Origin of the sequence: Rhodococcus sp. p52 (assembly GCF_000763325.2) — a bacterium.
In the GTDB taxonomy this organism is placed as follows: domain Bacteria; phylum Actinomycetota; class Actinomycetes; order Mycobacteriales; family Mycobacteriaceae; genus Rhodococcus; species Rhodococcus pyridinivorans.
Window position 1 is genome coordinate 3,667,180 of sequence record NZ_CP016819.1, and the last position, 25,591, is coordinate 3,692,770.

General features: G+C 67.0%; 15 protein-coding genes. 7 read left to right on the forward strand and 8 right to left on the reverse strand.

The features are described 5' to 3' along the window. The first annotated feature begins 14 nt into the window (after positions 1-14). The 5 genes from IM25_RS16965 (at position 15) to IM25_RS16985 (ending at position 10,313) form a co-directional block, all read left to right on the forward strand. Entirely contained in the window at positions 15-3,767 is a 3,753-nt protein-coding gene (locus tag IM25_RS16965) for an AAA family ATPase (RefSeq protein WP_198162500.1), read from the forward strand. Further along, positions 3,767-5,872: a DEAD/DEAH box helicase gene (locus IM25_RS16970; protein ID WP_033096658.1), complete on the forward strand. Its 2,106-nt coding sequence runs from the start codon at positions 3,767-3,769 to the stop codon at positions 5,870-5,872. The genes IM25_RS16965 and IM25_RS16970 overlap by 1 nt, the downstream gene beginning before the upstream one ends. Positions 5,873-6,321: 449 nt before the next feature. Then, the gene (locus tag IM25_RS16975; RefSeq protein WP_198162501.1) at positions 6,322-7,971 is read left to right on the forward strand and encodes an RDD family protein; all 1,650 of its coding nucleotides are present in this window, start codon (positions 6,322-6,324) and stop codon (positions 7,969-7,971) included. 883 nt (positions 7,972-8,854) lie between these two features. Next, positions 8,855-9,931, forward strand: a complete 1,077-nt coding sequence (locus tag IM25_RS16980; protein ID WP_157126960.1) for a hypothetical protein — start codon at positions 8,855-8,857, stop codon at positions 9,929-9,931. 115 nt (positions 9,932-10,046) lie between these two features. Further along, positions 10,047-10,313: a hypothetical protein gene (locus tag IM25_RS16985; RefSeq protein ID WP_033096661.1), complete on the forward strand. Its 267-nt coding sequence runs from the start codon at positions 10,047-10,049 to the stop codon at positions 10,311-10,313. A gap of 43 nt (positions 10,314-10,356) precedes the next feature. Here IM25_RS16985 and IM25_RS16990 read toward each other — a convergent pair whose 3' ends face one another. Then, positions 10,357-10,752 (reverse strand): VOC family protein, encoded by a 396-nt coding sequence (locus IM25_RS16990; protein ID WP_033096662.1) that lies wholly within the window; start codon positions 10,750-10,752, stop codon positions 10,357-10,359. 154 nt (positions 10,753-10,906) lie between these two features. Between IM25_RS16990 and IM25_RS16995 the strand changes: the two genes are divergently transcribed. Then, positions 10,907-12,490, forward strand: coding sequence for an alkaline phosphatase D family protein (locus tag IM25_RS16995; protein WP_065996183.1), 1,584 nt, complete (start codon positions 10,907-10,909; stop codon positions 12,488-12,490). 14 nt (positions 12,491-12,504) lie between these two features. Here IM25_RS16995 and IM25_RS17000 read toward each other — a convergent pair whose 3' ends face one another. Continuing rightward, on the reverse strand, positions 12,505-14,133 hold the full coding sequence (locus IM25_RS17000) for a Mur ligase family protein (protein ID WP_232333343.1): 1,629 nt from the start codon (positions 14,131-14,133) through the stop codon (positions 12,505-12,507). Between the two features lie 17 nt (positions 14,134-14,150). On the opposite strand from IM25_RS17000, the gene IM25_RS17005 reads away from it, so the two are divergent. Beyond that, entirely contained in the window at positions 14,151-15,659 is a 1,509-nt protein-coding gene (locus tag IM25_RS17005; protein ID WP_033096664.1) for a protein adenylyltransferase SelO, read from the forward strand. 296 nt (positions 15,660-15,955) lie between these two features. Here IM25_RS17005 and IM25_RS17010 read toward each other — a convergent pair whose 3' ends face one another. The 6 genes from IM25_RS17010 to IM25_RS17035 form a co-directional block, all read right to left on the reverse strand. Continuing rightward, positions 15,956-16,255, reverse strand: coding sequence for a type II toxin-antitoxin system Phd/YefM family antitoxin (locus tag IM25_RS17010; RefSeq protein ID WP_019289349.1), 300 nt, complete (start codon positions 16,253-16,255; stop codon positions 15,956-15,958). A 132-nt stretch (positions 16,256-16,387) separates the two neighbouring features. Then, complete coding sequence (locus IM25_RS17015; RefSeq protein WP_006551988.1) at positions 16,388-17,020, reverse strand: pyridoxamine 5'-phosphate oxidase family protein; 633 nt, start codon at positions 17,018-17,020, stop codon at positions 16,388-16,390. Positions 17,021-17,240: 220 nt separating this feature from the next. Further along, positions 17,241-18,389 carry a beta-mannosidase gene (locus IM25_RS17020; RefSeq protein ID WP_033096666.1) on the reverse strand — a complete coding sequence of 383 codons (1,149 nt, stop codon included), beginning with the start codon at positions 18,387-18,389 and terminating at the stop codon, positions 17,241-17,243. Between the two features lie 76 nt (positions 18,390-18,465). Next, the gene (locus tag IM25_RS17025) at positions 18,466-22,620 is read right to left on the reverse strand and encodes a TIGR02680 family protein (RefSeq protein ID WP_033096667.1); all 4,155 of its coding nucleotides are present in this window, start codon (positions 22,618-22,620) and stop codon (positions 18,466-18,468) included. Next, positions 22,617-24,011, reverse strand: a complete 1,395-nt coding sequence (locus IM25_RS17030; RefSeq protein WP_006551991.1) for a TIGR02678 family protein — start codon at positions 24,009-24,011, stop codon at positions 22,617-22,619. The genes IM25_RS17025 and IM25_RS17030 overlap by 4 nt, the downstream gene beginning before the upstream one ends. Further along, positions 24,008-25,498: a TIGR02677 family protein gene (locus tag IM25_RS17035; RefSeq protein WP_033096668.1), complete on the reverse strand. Its 1,491-nt coding sequence runs from the start codon at positions 25,496-25,498 to the stop codon at positions 24,008-24,010. The genes IM25_RS17030 and IM25_RS17035 overlap by 4 nt, the downstream gene beginning before the upstream one ends. Positions 25,499-25,591 lie beyond the last annotated feature (93 nt).

Genomic DNA, 25,591 nt, shown 5'->3' on the forward strand with positions numbered 1-25,591 from the left:
TGATGGGGAATGTTGTGCAGCACCTGTCCGTCCGCGTGCCGTGGCACGATTCCGGATGGAACGGGGCCGTTTGTAGCGATCCGGCACGCAACACCAGTTGTGTCCTACTCAACAACATCGGCGAGAACCGCAACGACAAGCTCGAACAGTCCGCTGCCGGTCTGCCGTTCCACGAGGTCGTCGGAACCCTTCCGCCCTGTGTCGAAGAGCGCGTCACCTTCCTGAGTCCCCACACCGTGCACATCCCTAAGAAGCACCCCTACGGATGGACCACAGCGCTCGCGGGTGTCTCCGAAGCGGCGCTGACGTTGCCTGCCTGGTCGGTGCACGCGACTCCCTACTACTGGATGGCGCGGGTCAATACCGGTGGACTGCTTGCCGAGGAGCGCATCGACGGCTACAGCGACGAATCCGAACAACAGGCATTCGAAGCGATCGGGTTCAAGAACCCGGACAGGATGACCTGGGTTCTGCACGGCGACAACCAGAAGGCACTCATCGAGACTTTCTTCCGTCATGTCACTCCGAATCAGTCGCTGGTCTTCTTCTATTTGCGGCACTCACCGTTCGAAGACACCGGGCGTCTCTTGGTCGGCGCTGCTCTCGTCGATGACGTGCGGTTACCCGACCGGTGGCCCACTACCGGGCCCACCGCATTCCCGAACCACATGTGGGAGACAACCCTTCGCCATACCCTGCGTCCTGATGGATCCGGTGGCATTCTCCTGCCGATGCAGGAACTCGCGCATCTGTCCGCGCAGGGCGTGGATGTTTCCGCTGCGCTGGCTCCGGCCCCGGAGACCGATCGCGAATTCTCGTATGTCACCGAGCACGTCTCGCCGGACAGCGCCGTCGCGGCGCTGATGACGCTGCGCACGGCAGCGGAGGCTGCACGTGAACTCGGTTGTGCGGTACCCGCTACGTCGTTCGATTGGCTCGACGCCCAGATGAACGCAGCATGGCACCGCCGGGGAGTCGCACCCGGCCTGCCCGCAGTTCTCGGACGCCTCGGGTTCGAGCATCCCACCTACAGTGCGAGGCTGATCGCAGCGGCTACGCCGGACGGTGAGGACCCGTGGACGACGTTGTGTGCGGGTCTCGACGGCAAGCGCCTACAGGGGGCGGTGAACGCACTGTTCACCGACACCCGCCGCAGGATCTGGCGGAAGACTGAGCAACTCGATCGCGACGCGCTTCGGTTGCTGGTCCGCTTCGACCTGACGCACGACCAGGTCGAAGCGGTACTCGACAAGCAGACATCCGTAGAGCTCACACGGGACGAGTTGCTCGAGAATCCCTACTATCTGGTCACATGCAGCCTGGACGACGATCAGCCCATCGATTTCGACACCGTCGACCGGGGCTGTTTCGGATCACCGGAACTTCTGTCCCGGCACCCTCTTCCTGTCACCGACGTGCTTGATGACCCTATCGACGGACGTCGCGTGGAGGCTTTGCTCGCGTCGGAACTTGCTACCGCCGCCGCGGAGGGGGACACCGTGGTGTCGCTGCCCGACATGCTCGATCGAATCGAGCGACGCGCGCTCGTTCGGCCCCTACCGCTGACCCGCCAGGTGCTCGAGGGCCACGATCTCGAACCCGAGAATTTCGATGACGATCCCAATGAAGTCTGGCCGGTGATCGCCGGAACGCGCCTTGCAGACGGCAGCGCCGCCTACAAGTTGCGCACCCTCGTGTTGGTGCGCGAGACGATCCGAGAAATGTCCGACATGCTGCGAGCCCAGCCACGCCACGTGGTGCCGAGCGGTCTCGACACGGCACTCGACGCCATGCTGGGCCCATTGGACAAGCACGACCCGGGCGATATCGAACTCGAACGACGTGCCCGAACCGAGAAGACGGCGGCCCTACGGGAGATGTACGCCGGGCGTTTCACCGTACTCAATGGGCCCGCCGGCACAGGCAAAACGACGCTCGTCAAGGCCCTGATCCATCATCCGACGGTTGCAAACCGAGGCGTGCTGCTCGTTGCACCCACCGGCAAAGCCCGCGTGCAACTGGCGAAGAAGGCCGACCACGATGCTGTCACCGTGGCTCAGTTCCTCGCCCGCACCGATAGGTATGACGGGAACACCGGACGGTACCGCGTGACGGGTGATCCGGGTAACCGCGCTAAGTACGGCCTGGTCGTGGTGGATGAGGCGTCGATGCTCACCGAGACGATGCTTGCGGCGCTGATGGATGCTCTCGTGCCGCCGGACCGTCTTATCCTGGTGGGCGATCCGCGTCAGCTTCCTCCGATCGGTGAAGGAAGACCATTCGTCGATCTCGAACGTGCGGCGCGTGGCGGACATGACGGACGCTGGCCGGCGGTCGCGCCTGGATGGGCGGAGTTGACTGTGCTGCGCCGCCAGCAGGGGCACGTTCGCGACGATCTGATGCTGGCCAAGTGGTTCGCCGGTGACGAAATTCCGGAGGGTTTCGACGACGTCTGGGAACGAATCCGCCGCGGTGACAAGATGCCATCTCTACGTGCGGTCGCGTGGGAGGGGCGGTCCCCGGAGCAGGTGATCGATGATGTCCTGGCCGACGAGCTCGGTGTGCGCACGGACGATGACGGCCGTTCGTTTGCAGCGTCGTACGGGGCTACTGTCGAGCCGTACGTGAACTACTTCGATGCTGCCGCCCACATCGAGAGTTGGCAGATTCTCTCGCCGTTCCGAAACTACACCTACGGCACTGTCCGGCTGAACCGGCATTTGAAGGAGACGCACCGCGGCTTCGAACTCCACAAGGCGCAAATGTGGGGAAAGAGTCGAAGCGTACCCGAGCCGCTCGGACCGGAACGAATCGTGTTGGGCGACAAGGTTGTCAATACTCGCAACAGGTCGCGGGCGTGGTTCTGGTCCAAGACCGAGGGCGAATCGAAGGGGTATCTCGCGAACGGCGAGATCGGCGTCGTCATCGGGCAGATCAAGACCAAAGCAATGAAGAATCCGCCGTGGAAGACACAGGTTGAGTACTCCAGTCAGCTCGGCCGGCGATTCACTACGACGATGGGCTCCTCCGAGACGGACGCACCGGTCGAACTTGCATGGGCGCTCACCGTTCACAAGGCGCAGGGCTCCGAGTTCGGTCTGGTTGTGGTAATGCTCCCCGCGGGGGCTCGTCGAGTATCCCGCGAGTTGCTGTATACGGCGTTGACCCGCCAGACCGACCGGGTGGTGCTCTGCCATGAGGGACCAATCGACGAACTTCTCGACTTGACCCGCGCAAGCGGTTCCGACACCGGCCGTCGGATGACGGACCTCACCCTTCCACCCGACCCGGTGAGCGTGCGCACCTCGAGCGGACCTGATCTGGGCCGATTGGACGCAGGTCTCGTGCACGTCAGTAAGACCGGTGTCCTGGTGCGCAGCAAGAACGAACTGATCATCGCCGGAATCCTCGAAGACATCGCGCCGGGATCATGGGTATATGAGCAACCCCTCGTAGGCGGCGACGGTCGCACTCGCGTCCCGGACTTCACCATCACGACCGCCGACGGCCGCACCGTGTACTGGGAGCACTTGGGCATGCTCGACAACCCCGCGTACGCGGCTGCTTGGGAAAAGAAGCGGGCGTGGTACGCAGCGCAGGGGATTTCCGAAGCGGGTGGTTCCAACGGTGTCCTGTTCACCACAGACGACCGTGATGGGGTGGACGAGCCCCGCTGGCGCGACCAAGCGGAGAGGGTCATCGGCAAGGCGCGGGTGGGCGCTCCGCGACGCGCGACCAAGCGTGTGGTGCCGAAGAAGAAGACCTGATGCCGACCGAGTCGTTCGAGCTCCTCCATCCAGGTGTCCAATACCACCTCGCGAACACCCTGCGTTGGAACGGCCTTCGCCCGACCCAGGCAGCAGCAGTCGAACCTATCCTTGCCGGTGACGACGCACTCGTACTCGCCCCCACCGCAGGTGGCAAGACCGAAGCCGCAGCTTTTCCGTTGCTCTCGGCGATGGCCGAACACGATTGGCAGGGCACCTCGGTGCTGTACGTGTGCCCGCTGCGGGCGCTGCTCAACAACCTCCAACCACGTCTTCACAGCTACGCCCAGTGGCTGGGGCGCACTGCCGCCGTGTGGCACGGGGACGTCGGTCAGTCCGCGCGCCAGAGGATCGTGCGCGAACGCCCCGACATTCTGCTCACCACACCGGAATCCCTCGAGGCGATGCTGGTGTCCACCAAGGTCGACCCGCGCGTGCTGTTCGCCGGATTACGGGCCGTCGTCGTCGACGAGGTGCACGCGTTCGCCGGCGACGACCGGGGCTGGCACCTCCTCGCCGTGCTCGAACGACTCGCACGTATCGCCGCCCGCCCGCTGCAGCGCATCGGCCTGTCCGCAACGGTCGGCAACCCCGACGAATTGCTGCAGTGGTTGCAGGGAGGGACACCCGGCCGTCCTCGCCGAGTCGTCGACCCCGCGGTGGGCGCTGCGGCTTCCTCACCCGAGATCACCGTCGACTACGTCGGGTCCATCGACAATGCCGCCAGAGTCATCGCCGCCCTGCATCAGGGTGAAAAGCGCTTGGTGTTCGTCGACTCGAGGCGCCGCGCCGAAGAACTCGGCGCGGCCCTGCGGGAACGGGGGACCACGACCTTCCTGTCGCACTCGTCGCTCTCAGCGGCCGAACGGCGTCGATCCGAAGCGGCCTTCGCCGATGCTCGGGACACGGTGATCGTCGCGACGTCCACCCTCGAACTCGGTATCGATGTCGGCGACCTCGACCGCGTCATCCAGATCGGTTCTCCCCGTACCGTCGCGTCGTTCCTCCAGCGGCTCGGCCGCACCGGGCGTCGTCCGGGCACTGTCCGCAACTGTTTGTTCCTCGGCATCGACGACGAACAGGTGCTGCTCACCCTGGGAATGCTCGAATGCTGGTCGCGGGGATGGGTCGAACCGATCGTCGCCCCACCGTCCCCTCGGCACATCGCTGCCCAGCAGATACTGGCGCTGTGTCTGCAGGAACACCGGCTGGGGGAGAAGAGCTGGCGGGACTGGTGGGGATCGCTGCCCATCTTCGACGAGCACGCCGACGAGATCATGGCGTTTCTCTGCTCGGAGGGGTTCTTCGAGCGGGACGAGAGCTTCCTGTACATCGGCCCCGAGGCTGAGCGCCGGTTCGGACGTCGTTACTTTTCCGACCTGACCGCCGTCTTCAGCGCGCCGCCCGAGTTCACGGTGCTGGCCGGCCGCAATGAGGTCGGCACCGTGGGTACCGACCTGCTCGTCGAAGAGGTCGACGGACCCCGCGTGTTGTTGCTCGGCGGTCGCTCATGGCTGGTGACCCACGTCGATTGGCAACGACGACGGTGCTTCGTCGAACCCGTAGACGGTGGCGGCAAGGCGAAGTGGTCCGGCACCGGTAGCGGAGTGAGTTTCGACGTCACGCAGGGGATGCGTGCAGTGCTCCTCGGCGTCACGCCTACAGGCGTGACCCTCACCCGACGCGCAGACCAGGTGCTTGCGGAACTGCGTCAGGGTTACGCAGACACCGTCGACGCGGAAGCGACTGTGCTGATGATGCCGTCGGAAGGGTCCGGCCGCTGGTGGACCTGGGCAGGAACGGCCGCGAACCGCACGCTACAGGCGTCCCTTCCGACACTGGTGGATCCCCGCCAGCGAGTCGATGAGAAGTCGCTGCGGTTGCTCCCGGGTATCACGCCGGCCGACGTCCGCGCGGCTCTGGCCGATCCTGTGTGGACGGTCCCGCATGTCGCGCCGAATGCTGTGGCCGGATTGAAGTTCTCTGCAGCACTTCCGCCAGGGCTGGCAGAGAAGACCCTCGCGGTGCGACTCGGGGACGAGCCGCGTGCGCGGGACATCGTCGCGATGCGTCGACAGATCCACCGAACGGATAGTGGCGAATAGATCCCCCAACCTCGTCACCCGTTGGCACGCTGCTCGCCGCATACGATATGAGGTCGGTATCCGTACTCGTCACAGTGCCGCAGATCGGTCTACGTTCATATCGCGGCGGGCGCAGTTGTTACCTGTTGGACCCCGCGGCCTCTGAGCGATCGCGGCGGATGATGCGGCGTTCAACGGTCGACTCCTCGAGGGCACTAGGAGGCCGAAACAGTAACGTTTCGCGCCGATGCGACGACGAAATCGACCAACAGCGACACATCGACGTGTGAGAGGTCGACTCCGACGTGCATACCAACAACAACCCGGCGGGGCCGACAGGCGCATCGTCATCGGACCCCGGTGCGGTCCAGCGTGGCACTCCTCGGTGGGCGCTGCACTGGGCGATGGTCGTCCTAGGTGCGGTATTGGCATTCTCGGTCGCAATTCCATGGGCTGAGGTGCGGGGTGACGTGGCAGTCACGGGTGGCGGCGTCCCCTTGCGCCTACATGTCTCGGGACTGGGTGATGCGTCGATTGCTGTCGATACGGGGCTCGGCTCCGCAGCGGACCGTTTCGTGGCCGCGAGCGCGGAAGAGGCCTTCGAGTCCGCTGGTGGTGTCCCAGGCGGGTTTGCGCTCGCTCTAGGCATTCTCGCCGTGATCGCCGGCCTGGTGTATGGGCGTACCCGCTATCGAGGGATGGCTGCAATCGCCACTGGCGTGGCCGGTGTGGGCGGCTTGATCGGCTCATTGTGGGTGCTCGCCAACGCGGAGGGCATGTACGCCGACGTCTACATGGTCGCTTCGGTCTCGCCGGGAATCGGTGCCATCGCCGCCTTGGTTCTGTCCCTACTTCTGACGGGGTGCGCCGTCATCGCGATGGTCTTCGAAAGGCAGGTCGCGGTCGCGCTTGCCCAGCCGGGTGGACCGGCGGGACCATCGGCCTTCCACTTCGCCCGGACACAGGCCCCTCCGGCCGAGCGACAACCGAGGGTGCCTGGAACACCCGCCATCGTGATGTATCGCCTGGTGGCGTTCATCGTCGACCTAGTGCTCGTGTCGATTGTCACCGCCTTGCTCGTCTCACTCGTGTTCACGTTGATAGATCAGGCAGGGGAGGGTGTCGAAGCGACCGTCGCAGAGCTGCTCGTCCGGACTGTGGCGGCCACGGTCCCGTTTGCATACTTCTCGCTGATGGAAGAACGTTTCGGGAAGACGATAGGAAAACGGATTCTGGGGTTGGCGGTAATAGGGGCTCACGGATATGCCCCCACCGCGGATCAGGCTCGGCGTCGCAACCTGTTCATGCTGCTCGGCCTTCTCACAGTGGTCGGGAGCGGCATCTCCCTCGTAAACAGCAACGTCGGGGCAGTTGTGGAGATCGGGACGCCCCTGATCGGTGTGATCGTCGTGCTGTGGCTCGGCCTATCGGTCACCGCGAACCCGGCACGGCAAGGAATTCATGATCGCTTCGCGGGTGGAACCCGAGTGATCAACCTACCGAGTTCGAATCCGGTACCACGGATGCCGAACGTCGAGGCGTCCGGAATCGGACCGTGGATCATTGTTGCAGCGACCGTCCTGGCCTTGGCGATAGTGCTGGCCGTGGTGCCTGGCCTCGCGCAGAACGATGAGCGAGATGCGTCCGCGTCGGTGGCTGCGAACCGGGGCGCGAATGGAGCCGATCCGTTCGACTACCCTCGTCTCGACGCAGGGGCTTGTGCGTCGCCGGGATATCCTGGTGATTCGGTATGCAAAATTTCCGCGCCGAGTGGAGACTTTTTGTGCTCCATCAGCGCCGCTGCGGCGAATTGCGTGTCGCCGGCCGGTGAACCGCTCGTCGAAGGGGTTCGCGTACCGCTCGCCGGGAGTGGTGGAAGTCGGACCGTCGAGGCAAATCTGATCTCGGTCGATGCTCAGGGCAGCACCTCCCTCGGTGCTATCACCGCCGGCGTGAACAAGATAACGCGGGAATCGGCCGCGTCGTCCTCCTTCCCCTACGACCATCAGATCACTGCGCACGGGTTCACCTGCGCGATCGATCGTGTGGGCGTGACGTGTCGTCACGACGCGACGGCGAGCGGGTTCTTCGTGTCGCGACAACGATACGAATTCTTCTGAGAGCAGCAATGGACGATAATGCGGTAGCACTGTCGTCCATTGCTGTGAGTTGGTTTGCATATTCACGACCTTCGGAGGGTGGAATGGTCCGTGCACGACGATCGGGAGTCCATCTGCACACCGGTGCTCCCGCGAGCAAAGCACGTACGCCGGTATGGGGTGCTCGTGACATCAAGGATGCTGTCGCCGATCCGATCGCCCCTCGCAAGAATGCTTCGCGTACACGGCCCACGAAGTGCAGTTGGTGTGGCGCACCGAATGCTGTTGTGGGATCAGACCCCAAACGATGCAAGCGCTGCGCCAAACATGAACGAACTATCGCCACGGCCGAGAAGTATCTGGCCTCCAACGGGCTGCGCCCACTCGGCGGCTCCGTCAGGTCCGAGAGTCCGGAGGAGGAACGACATCGCACAGCGGCTGCGAAGGCGCGCACGACCCTCAACAATGTACGGCGGCAGCCGACGAAGAAGAAAGCGGGCAAAAGCACTGAGAAGTCTCGTGCGAGCCAACCTGGCACCAAGCGCGCCTCCGCGGTCTCGGTGACCACAGGTGCCGCCTCGAGGAAGAAGCCGAAGAGAAGAACGAAGCGTTCTGGGAATGCTGAAATCCCCGAGCCAGCAGACGATCGGCGACTTCTCGCATCCGTGCAGTTGCGTATACGAGACGAACAGAAGCAGAGCTACGACCAAACGGTAAGCGGTCGAGCGCGTCTGGCGAAGCTCCGAGAAAAGGAGCGAAGGTTGCAGAACCGACTTGCACGGCCGAAGTGACGATCCGCTGACCGATCTTGAGAGGGTAGGGCCGGCAGAACAAATGCCACGAGCTTTGTCGTTCGTCTGCCCGCATGTGAAGGGCAGAAATTCCGCTTTGTACTATTCGATGCGTGCGTGTCGAAAGCAATATCGAGGTGGAACGCCATCCTGGATGGTCGAGCGACCGCAAGGTGGTGGACTGGGCGACCCGGCAGGGGTACAGGCCTCGCAGCTACACGTTCGACAGTCGCGGTTTCGAGCGATTCAAGAAGGATTTCCCCGTCGACAGGTGTGGTCTGTACCTGTTCGAATGTGCGAATCACGACGTTTATATCGGTATTGCCAAAGACGCTGCTTCGAGGCTTCCTCGACACTCGAAGCAGCACCCCGATGCGCGCATCTTCCGCTTTCTTCCTCATCCCGGTGACGAGGTCGAGCGGAGAAAAGTCGAACGACGCCTGGTCCGCGACGCGCAGCGCAGCGGACTCATCGTCCGGAACCGGGAACATGCCAGCGGTCATATCGGACCGTCAACTCTCGACCAGTTGGTCAGCAAGACCGGGCAAGACGCTTGGCTACGCAATCCGATCGACATGAACGCGCGCGACGGATCCGCCCTGGTTGAGCTCGATGCGAGTCAGCTTGCCGCGCACGCCGGCGACTTCCGACGGCTCCAGGAACACCCTCGATACGACCAGATCGTCGCGGCACTCGGACTGTACCTCTCCCGGTGCGTGCCGTATCCGTGCCGTACCGAAGCGACATTCTGGACGGTGAGTTGTTTCCCGAGTTCCAACCGCAGGCGAATCTTCTGCGTCTCCATGGCTGCTCTGGAGACGTTCTATATTGCGGTCTCCGACGGGTCGGACGACATAGCCGCCGTGTTCTTCGTCGATAGTCGCTATCTCCCGGTCAGTAGGTGGGGCCGGGTGTTGCTCGCCGCTCGGGGAGTGATGTTCGGCGAGGGGACCCACAAGTCCGGCGGAGGATTCGAGCAGTGCTTGATTGTCGATGACATCCGCTTCGTGCGTTCAGCTCTGAAATCGAAGCACGTCCGCGCTGCGGCTGCGAAGTTCAACCTCGACTTGATGCGTAAACGTCAGTCGGCATACAAGCCGTCGCATTGTCGGCAACTTCCCGCTGCTGCTCTGGCCTCGTTCGCGGAACTCCCGTCGAGGCAGAGCGAAGCATCGTGCCGTCAGGCGTGAATTCGAGCAATCGCTGGACGACCGCGAGTATTCGACTCGATCGGTTCGCTGCGGAGTTCTGCAGGTTTGCAAATTACCCGGTCCGAACACTCGGGCTTCCGAGGAGGTAACGAAGGTGTACGAAGTCAAGGTCACCCATCGGGTCCTGGCGAACCGGCGTTTCGCGTGCGAGATCTACCCCGGGGTGTTCGTCGTGGAAGGTGGTGCCGTCCTGTCCACCTATGCCGGACCTGCAAACGGTTACTGTCCCTGCGAGCCGGTGGAGCCGGAGGTCGACGAAGTGTTCGAGATGAGCGAGCGGCAACTCGAGGACGCCATTCAATGGGCAACGTCGATCTATCGTCCGCGACTGAGCTATCGTCCGCGGCGGAGGTTGCGCTAGAGAGCATCCGGGCGCGGCGGATCGTCGCTGGGGGCGAGGGTGATCAGCTCGGCGGCGCGAAGAATTCGAGCGCGATGTTGTCGGGATCGCGGAACGACAACCCGGAACCGTACGAGGCGTTCTTGATGTCTCCATGCGGAACTCCGAGGGTGTCGAGCCGATCGCGCCACTTCTCGAGATCGCTCGCCGTGCAACCGAATGCGATGTGGTCGAGCCCTGTGTTCCGTTCGTCGAAAGTCGCCTGCGCCGGCGTACCGGGGTGGGTGTGCAAGCCGAACAAGGTGCCACCGTCGAGTGCGAAGACCGCGTGGTGGAAGGTGCCCGATTCGTCGTCCTCGTCGAGGACCGGTGTGGCGTCGAAGAGGTTCGAGTACCAGGCCGTGCTTGCGGCCAGATCCGAGACGGTGACGGCGACGTGGGTGAGTGCGGGAAAAACCATGACAGTCTCCTCCGTTCGAGGCCCCTCCTCATCGTAGACCTCGATGCGGTGCTGCCGACCCCTGTCGGCGTATCCCCAAATGTTTCCGAGTGTTCTTCCTACGTTCGGTAACGTATTCCGTGCGAAGGAGATTCGGCCACTACCTTCCGTGGCCATGCCTTTGTCACGTAGATCGTTCCTTTCGGCCGGACTCGGAATCACTGTCGTCACCGCAGCCACCTCCGTCGGTGTCACCGGATACGCGCGCGCCGACGCGCCGGGAGTGAAGGGCGACCCCTTCCTGCTGGGTGTTGCCTCGGGCGACCCGGTGCCGGACGGATTCGTGATCTGGCCCCGCCTCGCGCTCGACCCGCTCGCCGAGGACGGACTCGGCGGCATGCCGAACCGTCCCGTCACCGTGCAGTGGGAGGTCGCGGAGGACGAGAAGATGACCCGTGTCGTCGCACGCGGTGAGGAACGAGCCGTCCCCGACAGCGCCCACTCCGTGCACGTCGAACTGTTCGGGCTGCGTCCGGGCCGGGAGTACTTCTACCGGTTCCGTACCGGCGACCACATGAGTGCGGTGGGGCGGGCGCTGACGACACCGTCGGCCACCGAGACCGCGGCGGCTCTGACGATGGCGTTCGCGAGCTGCGCGCAGTACGAACACGGCTGGTTCACCGCCTACCGGCGCATGGCGGAGGACAACCCTGATCTCGTTCTGCACCTAGGGGATTACCTGTACGAGTACACCAGCGGCGGTTACACCAGCGACACCGGTCTCGTCCGCTCGCTTGACGGACCCGAGACGGTCACCCTGGCGAACTACCGGCAACGTCACGCCCAGTACAAGGCCGACGCCGATCTGCAGGCCGCGCACGCGATCGCACTGTGGCTGGTGGTGTGGGACGACCACGAGGTCGACAACAACTGGGCCGGAACGATTCCGGAGAACACCGACGCCGCTCAGAGCAACGAGACCACCGAGAACTTCCTCGCCCGCCGCGCCGCCGCCTTCCAGGCCTACTACGAGAACATGCCGCTGCGACCCTCGTCGACACCGCGGGGGCACGACATGAAGATCTTCCGGCGGATCCAGTGGGGGGATCTCGCCAACTTCCACATGCTGGACACCCGTCAGTACCGCGACGACCAGGCCGCCGGCGACGGGTGGAAGAAGAACGTCGCCGAACGTCACGACGAGGCACGAACACTCACCGGAACCGAACAGGAACAGTGGCTGCTCGACGGTTTCCGCACCTCCACCGCGCAGTGGGACTTCCTCGGTCAGCAGGTGTTCTTCGCCGAACAGGACAAGGACCCGAGCCCTGAGGGCGACGAGGTGAGTATGGACGGTTGGGACGGGTACGCGGCGTCACGTCGTCGGATCACCCAGGGCTGGGTGGATTCGCCGGTACGCAACGCCGTCGTGCTCACCGGCGACGTGCACCGGCACTGGGCCAACGACATCAAGGTCGACTTCACCGATCCCGACGCGCCGGTAGTGGGTTCGGAACTGGTGTGCACGTCGATCACGTCGAACGGCAACGGAACCGGCGCGACGCAGGTCGACCACATGCCGGCGAACCCGCACCTGAAGTTCCACAACGACCGGCGCGGTTACGTGCGTACCATGATCACCCCGGACGCCGTGCACGCCGACTTCCGGGTGCTCGACACGGTCACCGAACCGGACGCGCCGGTGTCGACGGCGGCGTCGTTCACGATCCTGCCCGGGCAACCCGGCCTGCAGGCCTAGGAACCCGGCAGTCCTCAGCAGCGGGGCACGCGCGAGGTGGACCTCCGGTGCGCGCGGTGCAGTGCGCGCCGCAGTTCGTCCCGGTCGTCGAACACCTGCACCGTGTCCCCGGAGACCAGGCGTGGCTCGCATCCCCGTCCGGCCACGACGACGACGTCTCCGGGACCGGTGTGGGCGATGGCGATGTCGAACGCGCGACGTCGGTCGGCCTCGACGACGACGCGGGCGCTGCGCGCTGCGAAGGCACCTTCGGCGACCGCATCCCTGAGCACACGCGGGTCCTCCGAGAGGGGACTGTCGTCGGTCACGACCACCACGTCGGCGTAGGTCGCGGCGGTGTGCCCGAGCGGAAATCGCTTGCCGGGATAGCGTTCTCCGGTCGCGCTGATCACGAGGACCAGTCGCCGCTCGGGGGCGAGCGACCGGAGGAAGGGCAACAGTTCGCGTTGCCCGGACGTGTTGTGCATGTAGTCCACGAGCGCGAGAACACCCTCACCGGCGTCGACGCGTTCGAGCCGGCCGGGCACACCCGCGAGGGTCTCCAGACCCGCTGCGGCCTGCAGGACGTCGCCGTCGACGGCGGCCACCGAGGTGAGCGCCGTCAGCGCATTGGCCACCTGGTGTGGTCCGAGCAGCGACAGTCGCACCGGCGCACTCCCGGCCGGCGTGTGCACGGTGAAGCAGGTGCCGTGGAGATCGCACCGGATCGAGTCCGCGTACACGTCGGCGCGGGCATCGCAGGTCGAGTGCGTCCACAGCGGCACGTCGACGGAGGCCGCCAGACGTCGCCCGTACTCGTCGTCGATGTTCACCACGGCCGTCTGCGTGCGGTCGGCGGTGAACAGTGCCGCCTTGGCGGCGAAGTACTGCTCCATCGTGTGGTGGAAGTCGAGGTGGTCGGGCCCGAGATTGGTGAAGGCGACGGTACGGAACCGCACACCGTCGACGCGGCCCTGACTGATGCCGTGCGAGGACACCTCGAGCGTCACCGCCTGCACGCCCTGGTCACGGAACTCGGCAAGCGTGCGGTGCACGACCGAGGCCTCGGGAGTGGTGCGGGTCGCGGGTCGTGTGCCGGCCGGACCGCGCACGACGACCCCGCCGATCATGCCGGTCACCACGCCGGTGGCCGCGAGTGCGGTGTCGAGGAGATAGGTCGCGCTCGTCTTGCCGTTGGTGCCGGTGATGCCGTGGACCTGCAGGTCGTGGGAGGGATGCCCGAGGATCCACGACGCCAACGGGCCGACCACGTCGCGCGGTCGATCGACCACGAAGGCGGGCAGCAGGCGCGACGGCCGGTCGCTGAGCACCGCGACCGCGCCATGGGTGGCGGCTTCGGCTTCGAAGTCCAGGCCGTGGGCGTGGTGTCCGGGTAGCGCTACGTACAGATCGCCGGGGCGCACCGTCCGGGAATCGTCGCTGATGCCGGTGATCACATGGTCGTGCCGGTCCGCTGGTCCGGATCGCAGGACATCGCGGAGGTGCTCGGCGACGTCGCGGACCTGGATCCGCCGGATGGGACGGCGAGGATCGTCCGGGTCGGTGTGCACGGGGGCGGATACCCGGTCCGGGGCGGAATGATGCGCCGCCGGTGACCGGGCTCCACCGGCGTGCTCCTCGCCCGCGACATGCGTCGGTCTCACACGGTTACCCTCGAAGGATGACTGCGATTCCGGATTTCCCCGTCGGCACGAACACCACGATATCCGGTCTCGGCAGTTCCTTCGCCGACGAATTGAGCGGATTGTCGGTGCCGTGGCAGGGCGCCGAGGTCCCCGACCCGGAACTGCTCGCGCTCAACGAGGACCTCGCGGTGTCGCTGGGACTGGACGTGGCGGCGTTGCGTAGCGCCGACGGCGTCGCCGTCCTGGCCGGCGCGGAGGTGCCGGCGGGTGCCAAGCCGGTCGCGATGGCCTATGCCGGACATCAATTCGGCGGATACGCTCCGCTGCTCGGCGACGGTCGGGCGTTGTTGCTCGGTGAACTCGTCGACGCGGACGGTGACCGCGTCGATCTGCATCTCAAGGGTTCGGGGCCCACTCCGTTCTCCCGGGGTGGGGACGGCTTCGCGGTCGTCGGGCCGATGCTGCGCGAGTATCTGGTGAGCGAGGCCATGCACGCCCTCGGCATTCCGACCACCCGTTCATTGTCGGTGGTGGCGACCGGTCGGCCGGTCCACCGCGAGGGTGCCGAGCCCGGCGCGGTGCTGGCCCGTGTCGCGGCCAGCCACCTGCGGGTGGGGACCTTCGAGTTCGCGGCGCGGCAGGGAGAGGTCGTGCGTGCACTGGCGGACCACGCGATCGCCCGGCACTATCCGGATCTGCTCGACCTGCCGGAGACCGGCGAGAACAACCGCTACCTGGGACTGTTCACCGCCGTGGTCGAGGCGCAGGCGTCGCTGGTGGCGCAGTGGATGCTCGTCGGTTTCGTCCACGGGGTGATGAACACCGACAACACCACCATCTCGGGGCAGACCATCGACTACGGTCCGTGCGCCTTCGTCGACGCCTTCGATCCGGCGGCGGTGTTCAGTTCCATCGACCACAGCGGGCGCTATGCGTTCGGCAACCAGCCCGCCGTCCTGAAATGGAATCTGGCGCGTTTCGCCGAAACCCTGCTCAGACTCGTCGATTCGACTCCGGATGCGGCGATCGCCGCGGTCACCGCTGTTCTGGACAGTTTCGACACCCGCTACGAGCGTCACTACCGGTCCGGTCTGGCCGCCAAACTCGGTCTCCCGGAGGACTCTCTCGATCAGGAACTGGTCGACGATCTGTTGACGCTGCTGGAAGAGCACCGCGCCGACTGGACGGTGACCTTCCGTGCCCTCGCCGACGAACTGCGCGGCAATCCGGCACCCCTCGACGGACTCGTGCCGCGTGAGCGCTCGGCGCCGTGGCTCGAACGCTGGCACGCCGCGGCCGAGCGGGACGACCGGGCAGCAGGGGAGAGGGCGGAGGCGATGGACCGCGTCAACCCGCTGTACATCCCGCGCAATCATCAGGTCGACGCCGCGCTGAAGGCAGCGACCGGCGGCGACCTCGAACCGTTCGCGAGGCTGCTCGAGGTCGTCACACATCCCTTCGAGGCGCGTGCCGAGTGGAACGAATACGTCTCGCCCGCACCGCGTTCGTTCGCCGAGTCCTTCCGGACCTTCTGCGGCACCTGACCGCCCGATACTGACGAATCGAGACCGGTGTTGTTCGCGAGTTCCCAACGGATTTCGCGAACAACACCGGTCTCGGTCGATTCTGGACCAGTCGGGTGCGGGTCGGATCGCGCGGCCGGTTACGCACGAACTCGACTCCGGTCGGGCACTTGCAGGTGGCGAGCTCGCGTCGGAGGCGGCCGCGGGATCGGCGAGCTGGACGACCGCTTTCACCGCCTCGCGGCGAGACTTCCGGCATCTGCACCGCCCGGCCGCAGTGCTCGGCGGCGGTGTGCAGATGTACGGGATGGAGACGGTCAACGGGCGCGACGCCGTTTCTTGCGCTTCTTCTTGTTCTTCGCGCGCCGGCGAGCAGCCGGCGGCTGCCGCCGGCCCGTCGACGCGGCGGCCTCGAGCGAACGTTGCATCTCCCGGCGCAGGCTGTCCATTAGTTCGGGGGAGCGGAGCAGGAAGGTTGCCTCCTGCAGCGCCGCATAGCGGTCCTTGGAGATCAGGACGCCTGTGCCGCGTTTGCCGACGATCTCGACGGCGACGGTCTCGTCGTTGACCTCCCGGACCAGCTCACCGAGCCGCTTGCGTGCGGCTTTCACGGACACGGACGTTGATGGCACTCGCGGCGACTCCGATCTGTTCCTTCGACGCGGGCATCCTTTCATCACCGATGTCGGATTCGGGGGCGGACACGACGGAAAGCCCCTTCGATGTCACAACGGACAGCCCGTTCGATGTCACAGAAATGCGCGCACGGAGCGTGGCAACGCGGTCGAGGACCCGGTGATCGGTGACGGGATCGGATCGTCGGCGACGGTCCGCAACGGCACCACTCCCGCCCACACGGAGTGGTCTTCACCGTCCCCGGCGTCCTCTCCCGGTCCGGCCGCCCGGACCTTTACGCTCACCTCGGTGAGCGGCACTTCCAGGACCGTGGTGGCGGCCAGTTCTTTCGGTGTCGGCGACCGGACCTCGTCCCACCGACCGGGAATCAGATGCTCCGTCACCACCTTCAATGCGTGTTCCTTCTCGCCCGGCGCGACCGGTGTGGCCACACCGAACAACACCGCACTGCGGTAGTTCATGCTGTGGTCGAAGGCCGACCGGGCGAAGACGAGCCCGTCGAGATGCGTCACCGCGACCGACACCTCGATCCCGGACCGCGCGTCGAGAAACATGCCGGCGCCGGTCGAGCCGTGCAGCAGTAACCGGTCCCCGTCGCGGCCCATCGCCATCGGCAGCACCACAGGCGATCCTTCGCGGACGAAACCCACGTGCGCGATGCGGGCCTCGTCGAGAAGCCGGTGCAGCACCGCCGGATCGTCGGTGCCGCGTTCGGGTTTGCGGGTCAGGCGCGTGCGGTCGCTCATGGCACCGATCGAAGCAGTGCCGCCGCGGCCGGTCAACCGGATTCCGAATCGAGTAGTGCGCTACTCGCGACCCTCGACGATCGCCACCACAGACTTCGTGTACAGGCACGGAGTGCGACAGTCGACCGGACGACGGAGATGACGAGATGGACAAGACCGGTGACCATGCAATCGTTCTGGGCGCGAGCGTCGATTGACCGTCGATGTGTGAGGACTGCTCTTACGGAGAGAACTGCGCGTTCGGGAGGGTGGAGGGTTCGACGGATCCGAGGTCCTCGACCACATCCCACAACGGGTCGTCGAATCCGATGTCGTAGGTACAGTCGGCTTCCCTCGGGTCGGGCACGAACGCCCACAGCAGTGCACCTGCGGTGCCGGCGGCGCGTTGGCCCTCGATCTTTGTGGTGATGTGGTCGGCGCGGTCACCGAGCGACCCGCAGGACCCGGCGAGCTCACCGATCTCCGCCACGAGCAACGGCTTTCCGACGGCTGCGGCTTGCGCGACCCGCCGGGCGAGACCGTTCCACTGATCGCCGGGCAACGGCACGCCGTCGGCGCCGTAGTCGTGGTACTGCACGGCATCGACATAGGGGGAGGCGCTGACGAACTGGTACTCGTCACCTTGGGTGCCGCACTGACCGCCCCCGGTGTAACCCGCGGTGATCAGGGTGCGTGGGTCGACGGCGCGCAGTTCGGCTCCGGCCGTGTCGAAGAAGTCGCGCAGCACCTGCGCGGCGCCGGGCTCGCACGACCGGGTCCACCAGTGGCACGCGGGGTCGGTGCATGAACTCGTCTCCGGTTCGCCGACCAGTTCCCATGCTGCGAGGGATGGTGAGTTCCGGTAGCGGGCGACGGCGGTGTGCATCCAGTCCCGGTAGCTCATCACCACCTGTTCGTGTCCCGGGGTGAATTCGGTCCACCCGTCGACGTACCATTGCCGTCCCTTGAAGACCTCGTCCTCGCATGCGCCGTCCTGTGGTGCCAGGACCGGCAGCAGCATCTGATCATGCGCTTCGGCCGCGGCGAAGACCGCGTCCATCGGTCCGAAGTCGAGTTGCCCGGTGAACCGGTTGACGGCGAGCGCCTGGAAGAGATTGAAGCGGGTGAGCGAATTCGGGGGCAACGTACCGAAATAGGCGTCGAGGTTCACCATCGCTCCGCATCCCCAGTTCACCGACCAGTCGGTGGCGAGCTGGTAGGCGTTGAACCCGGTGGGCCACCAGGCCCGACCGTCGAGCGCGAAACCGTCCGGCGACGCGGTCACCCGCGCGCCCGGTGCCGGTGCCGCTGCCGCGGGGCTCGTGCCCAGCAGCAGCCCGACCACGGTCGCGGCGCCGACGATGAGTCTGGATACCCGAAGCCTCGTCATCTTCCGGATCGTAGGTCCGCGGCGCAGGTGAGAGCCTCGATCGAGGAGGAACACGCCGTAGTGACCGTCGTCATGATCAGGCGAACTCGAGGGCTCCTTCCACCGGGCGTGTGATCCGTCGGGTGCGCGGGGATCCCAGCGCGCTCTCCAGATCCGACCCGTCGTGCTCGGCGAGCAGTTCGCCACCGGACCACACCAGCAGCGTGGTGGCGACGGTGTGCTCGGCCACCGAATGCGACAGGTCGTAGTGCGCGCACCCCGGCACGCCCGCATAAGTGATCCACAGGTCGAAACCGGTCATGAACAGGTCGAGGTCGAATTGCACGGACAGGCCGAGCAATTCGCTGCGGCCGGTGTCGTCGACGCCGGCGAAGGCCTCGTCGAGGGCGAGCAGGCGCGGCGCGTGCGGGTCGGCCGAATCGAGCATCACGTGCGCCGCGGCGAACAACGGCAGGTGCAGGGAGACGGACTGTTCGCCACCGGACAACGCCGAGTGCCGGGCCGGGGTGAGGCGGTCCTCGCTGCCGTCCGCGCCGACGAGGCTGAACGAGAACACCCGCCACCGGCGGTAATCCAGCGTCGCGGCGAGGATCTCCGGGTACGACCGTTCCGGGTGCGCGGCCCGCTCCGCGCGGATCCGCGACGCGAAATGCGCGCGGATCCCCGCGAGATCGTCCGGTGCCAGCATCGACGCGTCGCGGTCGAGGAGCTTGCACACCGCCCGGGCCGGCTCGTCGAGATGGTCGGCGAGCACCCAGTGCACCCCGATGGTGTTGCCCGAGGACATGTGCCGTTGCCGCATCTCGGTACCCATCCGGGCGATGAGGTCGCGGGCGTCGACGGTGCGCTCGTGGATCTGCTGCGCGAGACCGGTGAGGAGCGCGTCTTCGAGGATGCGCCGTTCGGAGTCGGTGAGCAGGGTCTCCTGTTCCTGCCGCGCTCGGGCGATACGTTGCGCGAAGGCCGCGACGGACGTGTAGCCCTGTTCGTCCTGTACCTGCACGACGGTGATGCCGTCGGCAGCGTCCCAATGCAGGCGGTAGTCGCGACCCCGGGCGAGTTCGGCGTCGAACTCCTGCAGCGCGGAGGTCAGTGCAGACGCGGTGGACTTGCGGGTCGACTCGGAGGCCGTGACCGAGTCGGTGGCGGCGTCGAGTGCCCGGAACAACGCGACAACCTCGGTGGGCAGCACGTCGACGGTGTCGTCGGGGGACTGCCGGATCCGATAGGTCAGCTGATCGGCGTCGAGCCACGCGGCGGCGCTGGACGGCCACATGTGCTCGCTCTCCACGCCTAGCAGGGTCAGCAGGTCGCGGCGGGCGAAGGGAGCCAGAGCATCGGCGTCGGCGCGGGCCTCGGTGAGCGCCGACCGCAGTGTCTGCTCGGCGCCCGTGTGGGCGGCCTCGGCCTTGCCGATCCGCTCGAGCGCCGACTCGTGGGCCTTACGTGCGGTCCGCTCGGCGGTCTTCGCCGCCTCGATTCGGCGCCGGGCCTCGTCGAGCTGGGCATCGATTCGGTCGGCGCTCGCCCCGATCGACTCGCGTAGCGTCTCGAGCTTCTGCTGCTCGTTGGCCAGCGTCTCGGCGTTCTCCGCCGCGAGTTCGGCCGCATTCTCGGCGGAGACCCGCGCCTCGTCGAGGCGAACGTCGTTGTCGCGGAGGCGATCACCGCAGGTGACCTGCTCGCGCAGCGCGCGCTGCAAGGCCTGGCCCTGCGAACGGAAGTGCCGCACGGCCGCATCGAGACTGTCGAGTTCCGTCGCGGTGAGCGGTGCCCGGTGTCGGCCGGCCGTCGACCGCAGGTGCTGTTCTTTGGTGGCGACCGCGGCGATCGCTTGGTCCAGGTCGCGGTCGGCGGCGGCCGCGGACTCGGATGCGGTCCGCAGCGCACCGGCGCATTCTGTGACCTTGCGCAGAGCCGCGAGCACGGATCCGGTGCGCGGCAACGACTTCGCGGCGTCGTCGAGTGCGGTGAGCCGGTCGCCGATCTCGCGGTCCTGCTCGCGCAGCGACTCCACGTCGGCGCGGCATTCGGCGATGGTGGTCTCGAGCTCGACGATGCGACGCTGCCGACGCCGGGCGCGGGCGGTGGCCCCGATGAACTCGACCTGCTCCTTGACGTGGCGACCGAGCTGCACTCCTTGCCGGAACCCGCCGTGCGCATCGACCGACACCCGCGCGCCCGGTCCGGGGTCGGTGGCCCACGCGATCGACGACAGCACCGCGGCGACCCGTTCCTCGGGGACGGCCGTGTCGGGCTCGGGAACGAGTACATCCGCGAGCGTGGGACCGCTCGGCCGGTGCTCGGGCGCCAACGGCACCAACAATTGCTCCGACTCGATGTCCGGCAGGTCGCCATCGGTGATCCACCCGTCGAGCAGGTTCGCGGCCTGCAATGCCGCTTCGATACCGGCGGCGTCCTGTGTCGACACGTCGTCGCGGAACCGGACGAGCTGCCACAGCGGGGCGCCGACAAGATCGTCACGGTTGCCGGTGCGGGCCGGGAAGGTCGGGGGAGCGTCGTCACTTTCGGCTGCGACGGCGGTGCGTTCGGCCTCGAGTTCGGCGATCCGGGTGCCGAGCGATTCGATCTCCGCGCCGCACACGCGACGCCGGAACCGCAGGTCGTCGAGCACGGGCCCGGTGCGCTCGGCGAGCACCGCCGCCGGGGACGGGGCATCGTCCTGACCGACGGTGCCGAAGGCGGTGTCGAGCACCTCGAAGACCGGGGTGGACAGGCCCACAGCCGCGAAGGTCTCGGCGCGATCGGACCACCACCGGCCCAGCTCGGCGGCGACCTCGCTGCGGGACAGCTCGACCATGGTCTCGCCGGCCTCCACCGCGGCCGACGCGGTGCCGCGTTGCGCGCGAGCACGCACCGCGGCAGCCTCGGCCCGCGACCGCGCAGCGGCGGCACCGTCGAGCTGGGACAGTGCGCTGCGCACCACGCGCACGTCGGCGTCGCGTTCCTCGGCGAGCGCGTCGATCGCCGCGCTGAGCTGCTCGGTCCGTTCGATGCCGTCGAGACCGGTCCATGTGATGCCGGCGTCCTCGGCCGCCGCACTCAGCCCGTCCTCGGCGCGACGACGTGCCGCCGTCGCCGTCTCGAGCGCGTCGCGGGCACTGTCGTGGTCGCGGAGCCGGTCGGCCACGACGGCCTGGGCGCGGTTCGCCTGCTCGGCCTGCGCGGCGGTGGTGCGCTCGAGGTTCTTCACCGCCGAGGCGAGGTCGTCGAGTTGCTGTTTGCCCTCGTAGGCGCTGGAGCGGTGCAGTGCCTCGAGGGTGGTGCGTGCCTGTTCGTGGTCACGTTCGGCCACCAGGAGCTGTTCCTCCGAGGCCGTGCGTGCGGTGGCGGCCTCGGTGCGGGCCTCGGCCGCCTCACGCAGCGACCGCACCGCGGTGTCCACCACCCCGAGACGGGTGGCGACCTTGTCGACGGCGGTACGGGCCTGCTGCCGGATGTACTTCGAATACACCTTGACGAACTGCTGCGCCGCATCGTCGGCGGCCGCGAGGGATTCGAGGGTGCGTTCGACCTCCTCGATCGCGGAGAACGAGCGGGCGGCCTCGACGATGAGATCGTCGTCGAGGGGACGAAGACCGTCGGTCAGCGCCTGCGACAGGCCCTTCGGGTCGAGGTTCTTGGCGAGCTGGGGGCGGCGCAGCGTGAGGATCAGGTTGATCAGCTGGTCGTAGCGTTGTGCGCCCAGACCGAACATGCGCGCGTCGATCGCCGCCCGGTAGTCGACGGGACGATCGGCGATCGCGTCGGCCCCGATCTGATCGACCAGTTGTTTGCGGGTGAGCGGTCGGTCCTCGTCGTCGAGCAGCGAGAAGTCGACTCCCACACGGCCGTCGACGACGAAATGCCAGCGGGTGACCTTGTCGTTGCCGCGGGTGGCGCGCATCCCGATGCCGATGGTGACGGCCTCCGGGTCGTCGGCGCGGCCGCGGCAGAACTCCATCCACACGTACGAGTGGGCGCTGTCCTGCCCCCGGTACAGCAGGTTCGAGCGCATGGTGCGCTCCTCGCCGGCGAACGGGTTCAGACGTCGCGGTTCGATCCGGCCGTCGAGCACGAACGGGAACAGCACCTCGAGCGCCTTCGTCTTGCCCGACCCGTTCGGTCCGCGCAGCACCAGTCGTCCGTCGGCGAACGAGAACTCCTGGTCGCGGTAGTCCCACAGGTTGATGATCCCGGCACGCGTGGGGCGGAATCGGGCGCTGCTCATGAGATCTCCGTCGGGTTCGTATCGGGTGCGGGGACTGTCGGTGGGGTGGTCTCGGGGAACAGGTCGATTTCCGGATCACGTTCGCGCACACTGACCGTCACGCCGCGGAAGCGCGCGATCGCGGGCAGGACGAGCACCCCGCCGGGTACCCGGGCCACCAGCCGCAGCCGGTCGAGCATGTCCACCGCGGCCTCGGCGAGTCCCGCAGGGTCGGCCTGCCACTGCGCGGCGAAGGTCCGGCCGTAGATGTCGACGAGGCGCCCGACCGTGCCCGCCAGCCACGAATCCTCGAGCAAGGGATGCTCGAGCGGGGCACGAGCGGCGTCGTCCTGCTCCAGCTCGTCGGGGATCGGGGTGTCGGACGCCGCGAGCGGGGTGAACACCGTCGACCTCGGGATCGCGGAATCGACGGCCGCGAGGAGAGCGTCTTGTGTCTGTGCAGGTACGGGTATCCGGGGTGGGGCAGGGGCGTCGGGATCGAGGACGCGATCGCACATCTCCCCGGCCAGCAACAGCGCGACCTGCGCGACCGTCCCCGTGTTCGGAAACCGTACATCTGACAGTCGTCCCGAGGTATCCACCAGCGCAACACCTTCGGCGCGACGCTCACACACCAGGCCGGTGAGCAACTTTACTTCGTCGGTGGTGCGCGGCAACGCCAACTGCAGCGCTTCGTCGTCGTCGAGATCGTCGGCGTACACCACGGGACGCTGCACCAGTGCGCGTCGCACCCGCCTCCGGACCTCCGCCGTATCTGATTGCGGGGCACCGGCATTGCCGAGCAGACCGCGCACCGATTCGAGGTGCTGCAACGCCCGCGGTGGCCGGAACAGGGCATGCACGACCGCGCGGTCGACGTCGTAGAGCGCCTCACCACTGTCGGGATCGCTCGCCCACCTGCCCGCATCACCGTCGGCGAGGGTGATCGCCCCGCGCACGCCGAGCCAGGTCACGGCATCGACGAAGGCATCGCGATCGGCGGCACGTTCGGTGTCGAGCTCGACACCGTCCACCCGGCTGGCCTCGGACGCGACGTGCTCGGCGAGTTCGGACAGCGTGATCTGCCCGGCGCCGCGACCGAGCGCCGCGATCGCCAACGCGAGATAGGCATAGCGGCGCCGGTCGAACGGCCGGCCGGTGTGCGTCGACGTGCCCGCCCCCGCGTCGAGGCGATCGGCGACGGTGAACAGCCGCGCGGTGGTCTCGGTGACCTCGAGCCGGTATCCGAAGGTGGCGAGCAGATCCTCCCGCAGCTCGGTGGCCCAGCGGCGCACCGTCGCCAGTGCCGACCGGTCGGGAAAGGTCGCGGTGACGAGGTGGTGGGTGAGCACCAGCCGCGCGGCGCGCTGATACGAATCCAGCTCGACGGACGGAATCGAACGCGCCCTCATCGCACCTCCACCGACAGACCGTCGAGATACAGGCGCCCGCGCGCGGTGTGCACCACCGTCGACTCGCCGCTCGGTCGGAGGGTGAGCTTGACGCCGTTCTGCGTACCAGAGGACGCATCGTCGCTGCGCACCCGCCCGCTCACGGGCACGCGGGCCGACAGTGCGGCGTCGAGCAGGCTCAACAGCACCTCTGCTTCCGGTTCGCTCAGCTTCCGTTCGCGCACCCCTCCGGCGGCGAGGGAACGCGCCGCTTCGGCCCGGCGACGCTGCTTCTCGAGTTGCGCCTCGCGCAGCCGCCGTACTCCGGCGTCGTTGCGCTGGATCCGCCCCGGCGCTCCCGCTGCGGGGCGCCGGCCGGTCTCGGCGAGGGTGCGGGCGATCTCCACGGGAGGCGCTTCCCACCACGAGCGGGTGACCGGCACGATGTCGGCATCGGGATGGGCGACGGAGAAGTGTCGGGGCCGGCCCAGGTCGAACACCGCATCGAACAGTGCGTGCGCGGCCTCCTCGGACGGCGCGGCAGCGAACCAGCCCGCGAGATGCCGCAGCTGCGACTCGCGGCTGACACCCCCGCGACGCTGCTCGGTGAGCCGGCGCAGCAGCCCGAGCACCGCGGAGATCGCGTTGATGGTCGCGCCGCGCAGGCGTTCGGATTCGCTCGGTTCGGAGCCCACACCGACGAACCAGTGTTCGACGCCCCACCAGCGCTGCGCCCAGTCCGCTTCGCGTTCCTCGAACGAGAGCAGCACCCGCTCGTCGTGCCGGGCCGCGGCCGCGGTGAGCTTCTGAACCCCGGTGGCCTGTACCCGGTCGAGCGCCGTGGAGAGCTTCGGGGCGTAGCGGGCCAGGTCGGTGCTGAACTCGCGCATATGGGTGAGCAGCGCGTCCTTGTGGGCGAGGAAGGTCTCCGGGGTGACCTCGGTGGTGCGCACCAGCTCGCCGAGGACGAGATAGAAACGGGCGGCGCGCTCGGCCATGTCCGACAACGTCGCGTCGAGGCGGCTCAACTTCCGGTAGACCAGCTCGCCGTCGCCGGCCGCGTTCGCGTCGGCGAGATCGTTGAGATCGGCAAGCAGATCGGGAAGGGCCAGACGTGACAGCGAGACGTCCTCCCCGCGGGAGGACAACACGTCCTCCACGGCGCGGAACACCCGGTAGCCCGCCTGCCCGAACTGGTAGACGTAGTGCCGGTTGCGGTACTCGGCGAGCGTCGCTGCCCGGGATCCGTCGTAGCTGCGTTCGAGCACACCCCACGCGTGCAGCTGCTCGAGCAGCGCCGGGATCTCGGAGGAATCGGGCACGTCGTCGCCGCTCGCGCCGGGCAGTCGGGTGAGGACGTTCTCGACGTCGCCGGCGTGCAACAGCACCGAGTAGTTGCCGCGCGCGTGATCGAATGCGCGCAGAACCCACAGGTAGTGCACCCTTTTCTCGGCCGTCGCGAACGAGAACAGGCGCAGGCGGTCGTCCCGCACCAACGCGTCCTCCATCGCGCCGAACCGCGCTCGGCCTGATTCACTCACCGTGACAGGTTAGGCGGCGCAACCGACGGGTCCGGACAACACCCGGCGTGAGTGTCGGCA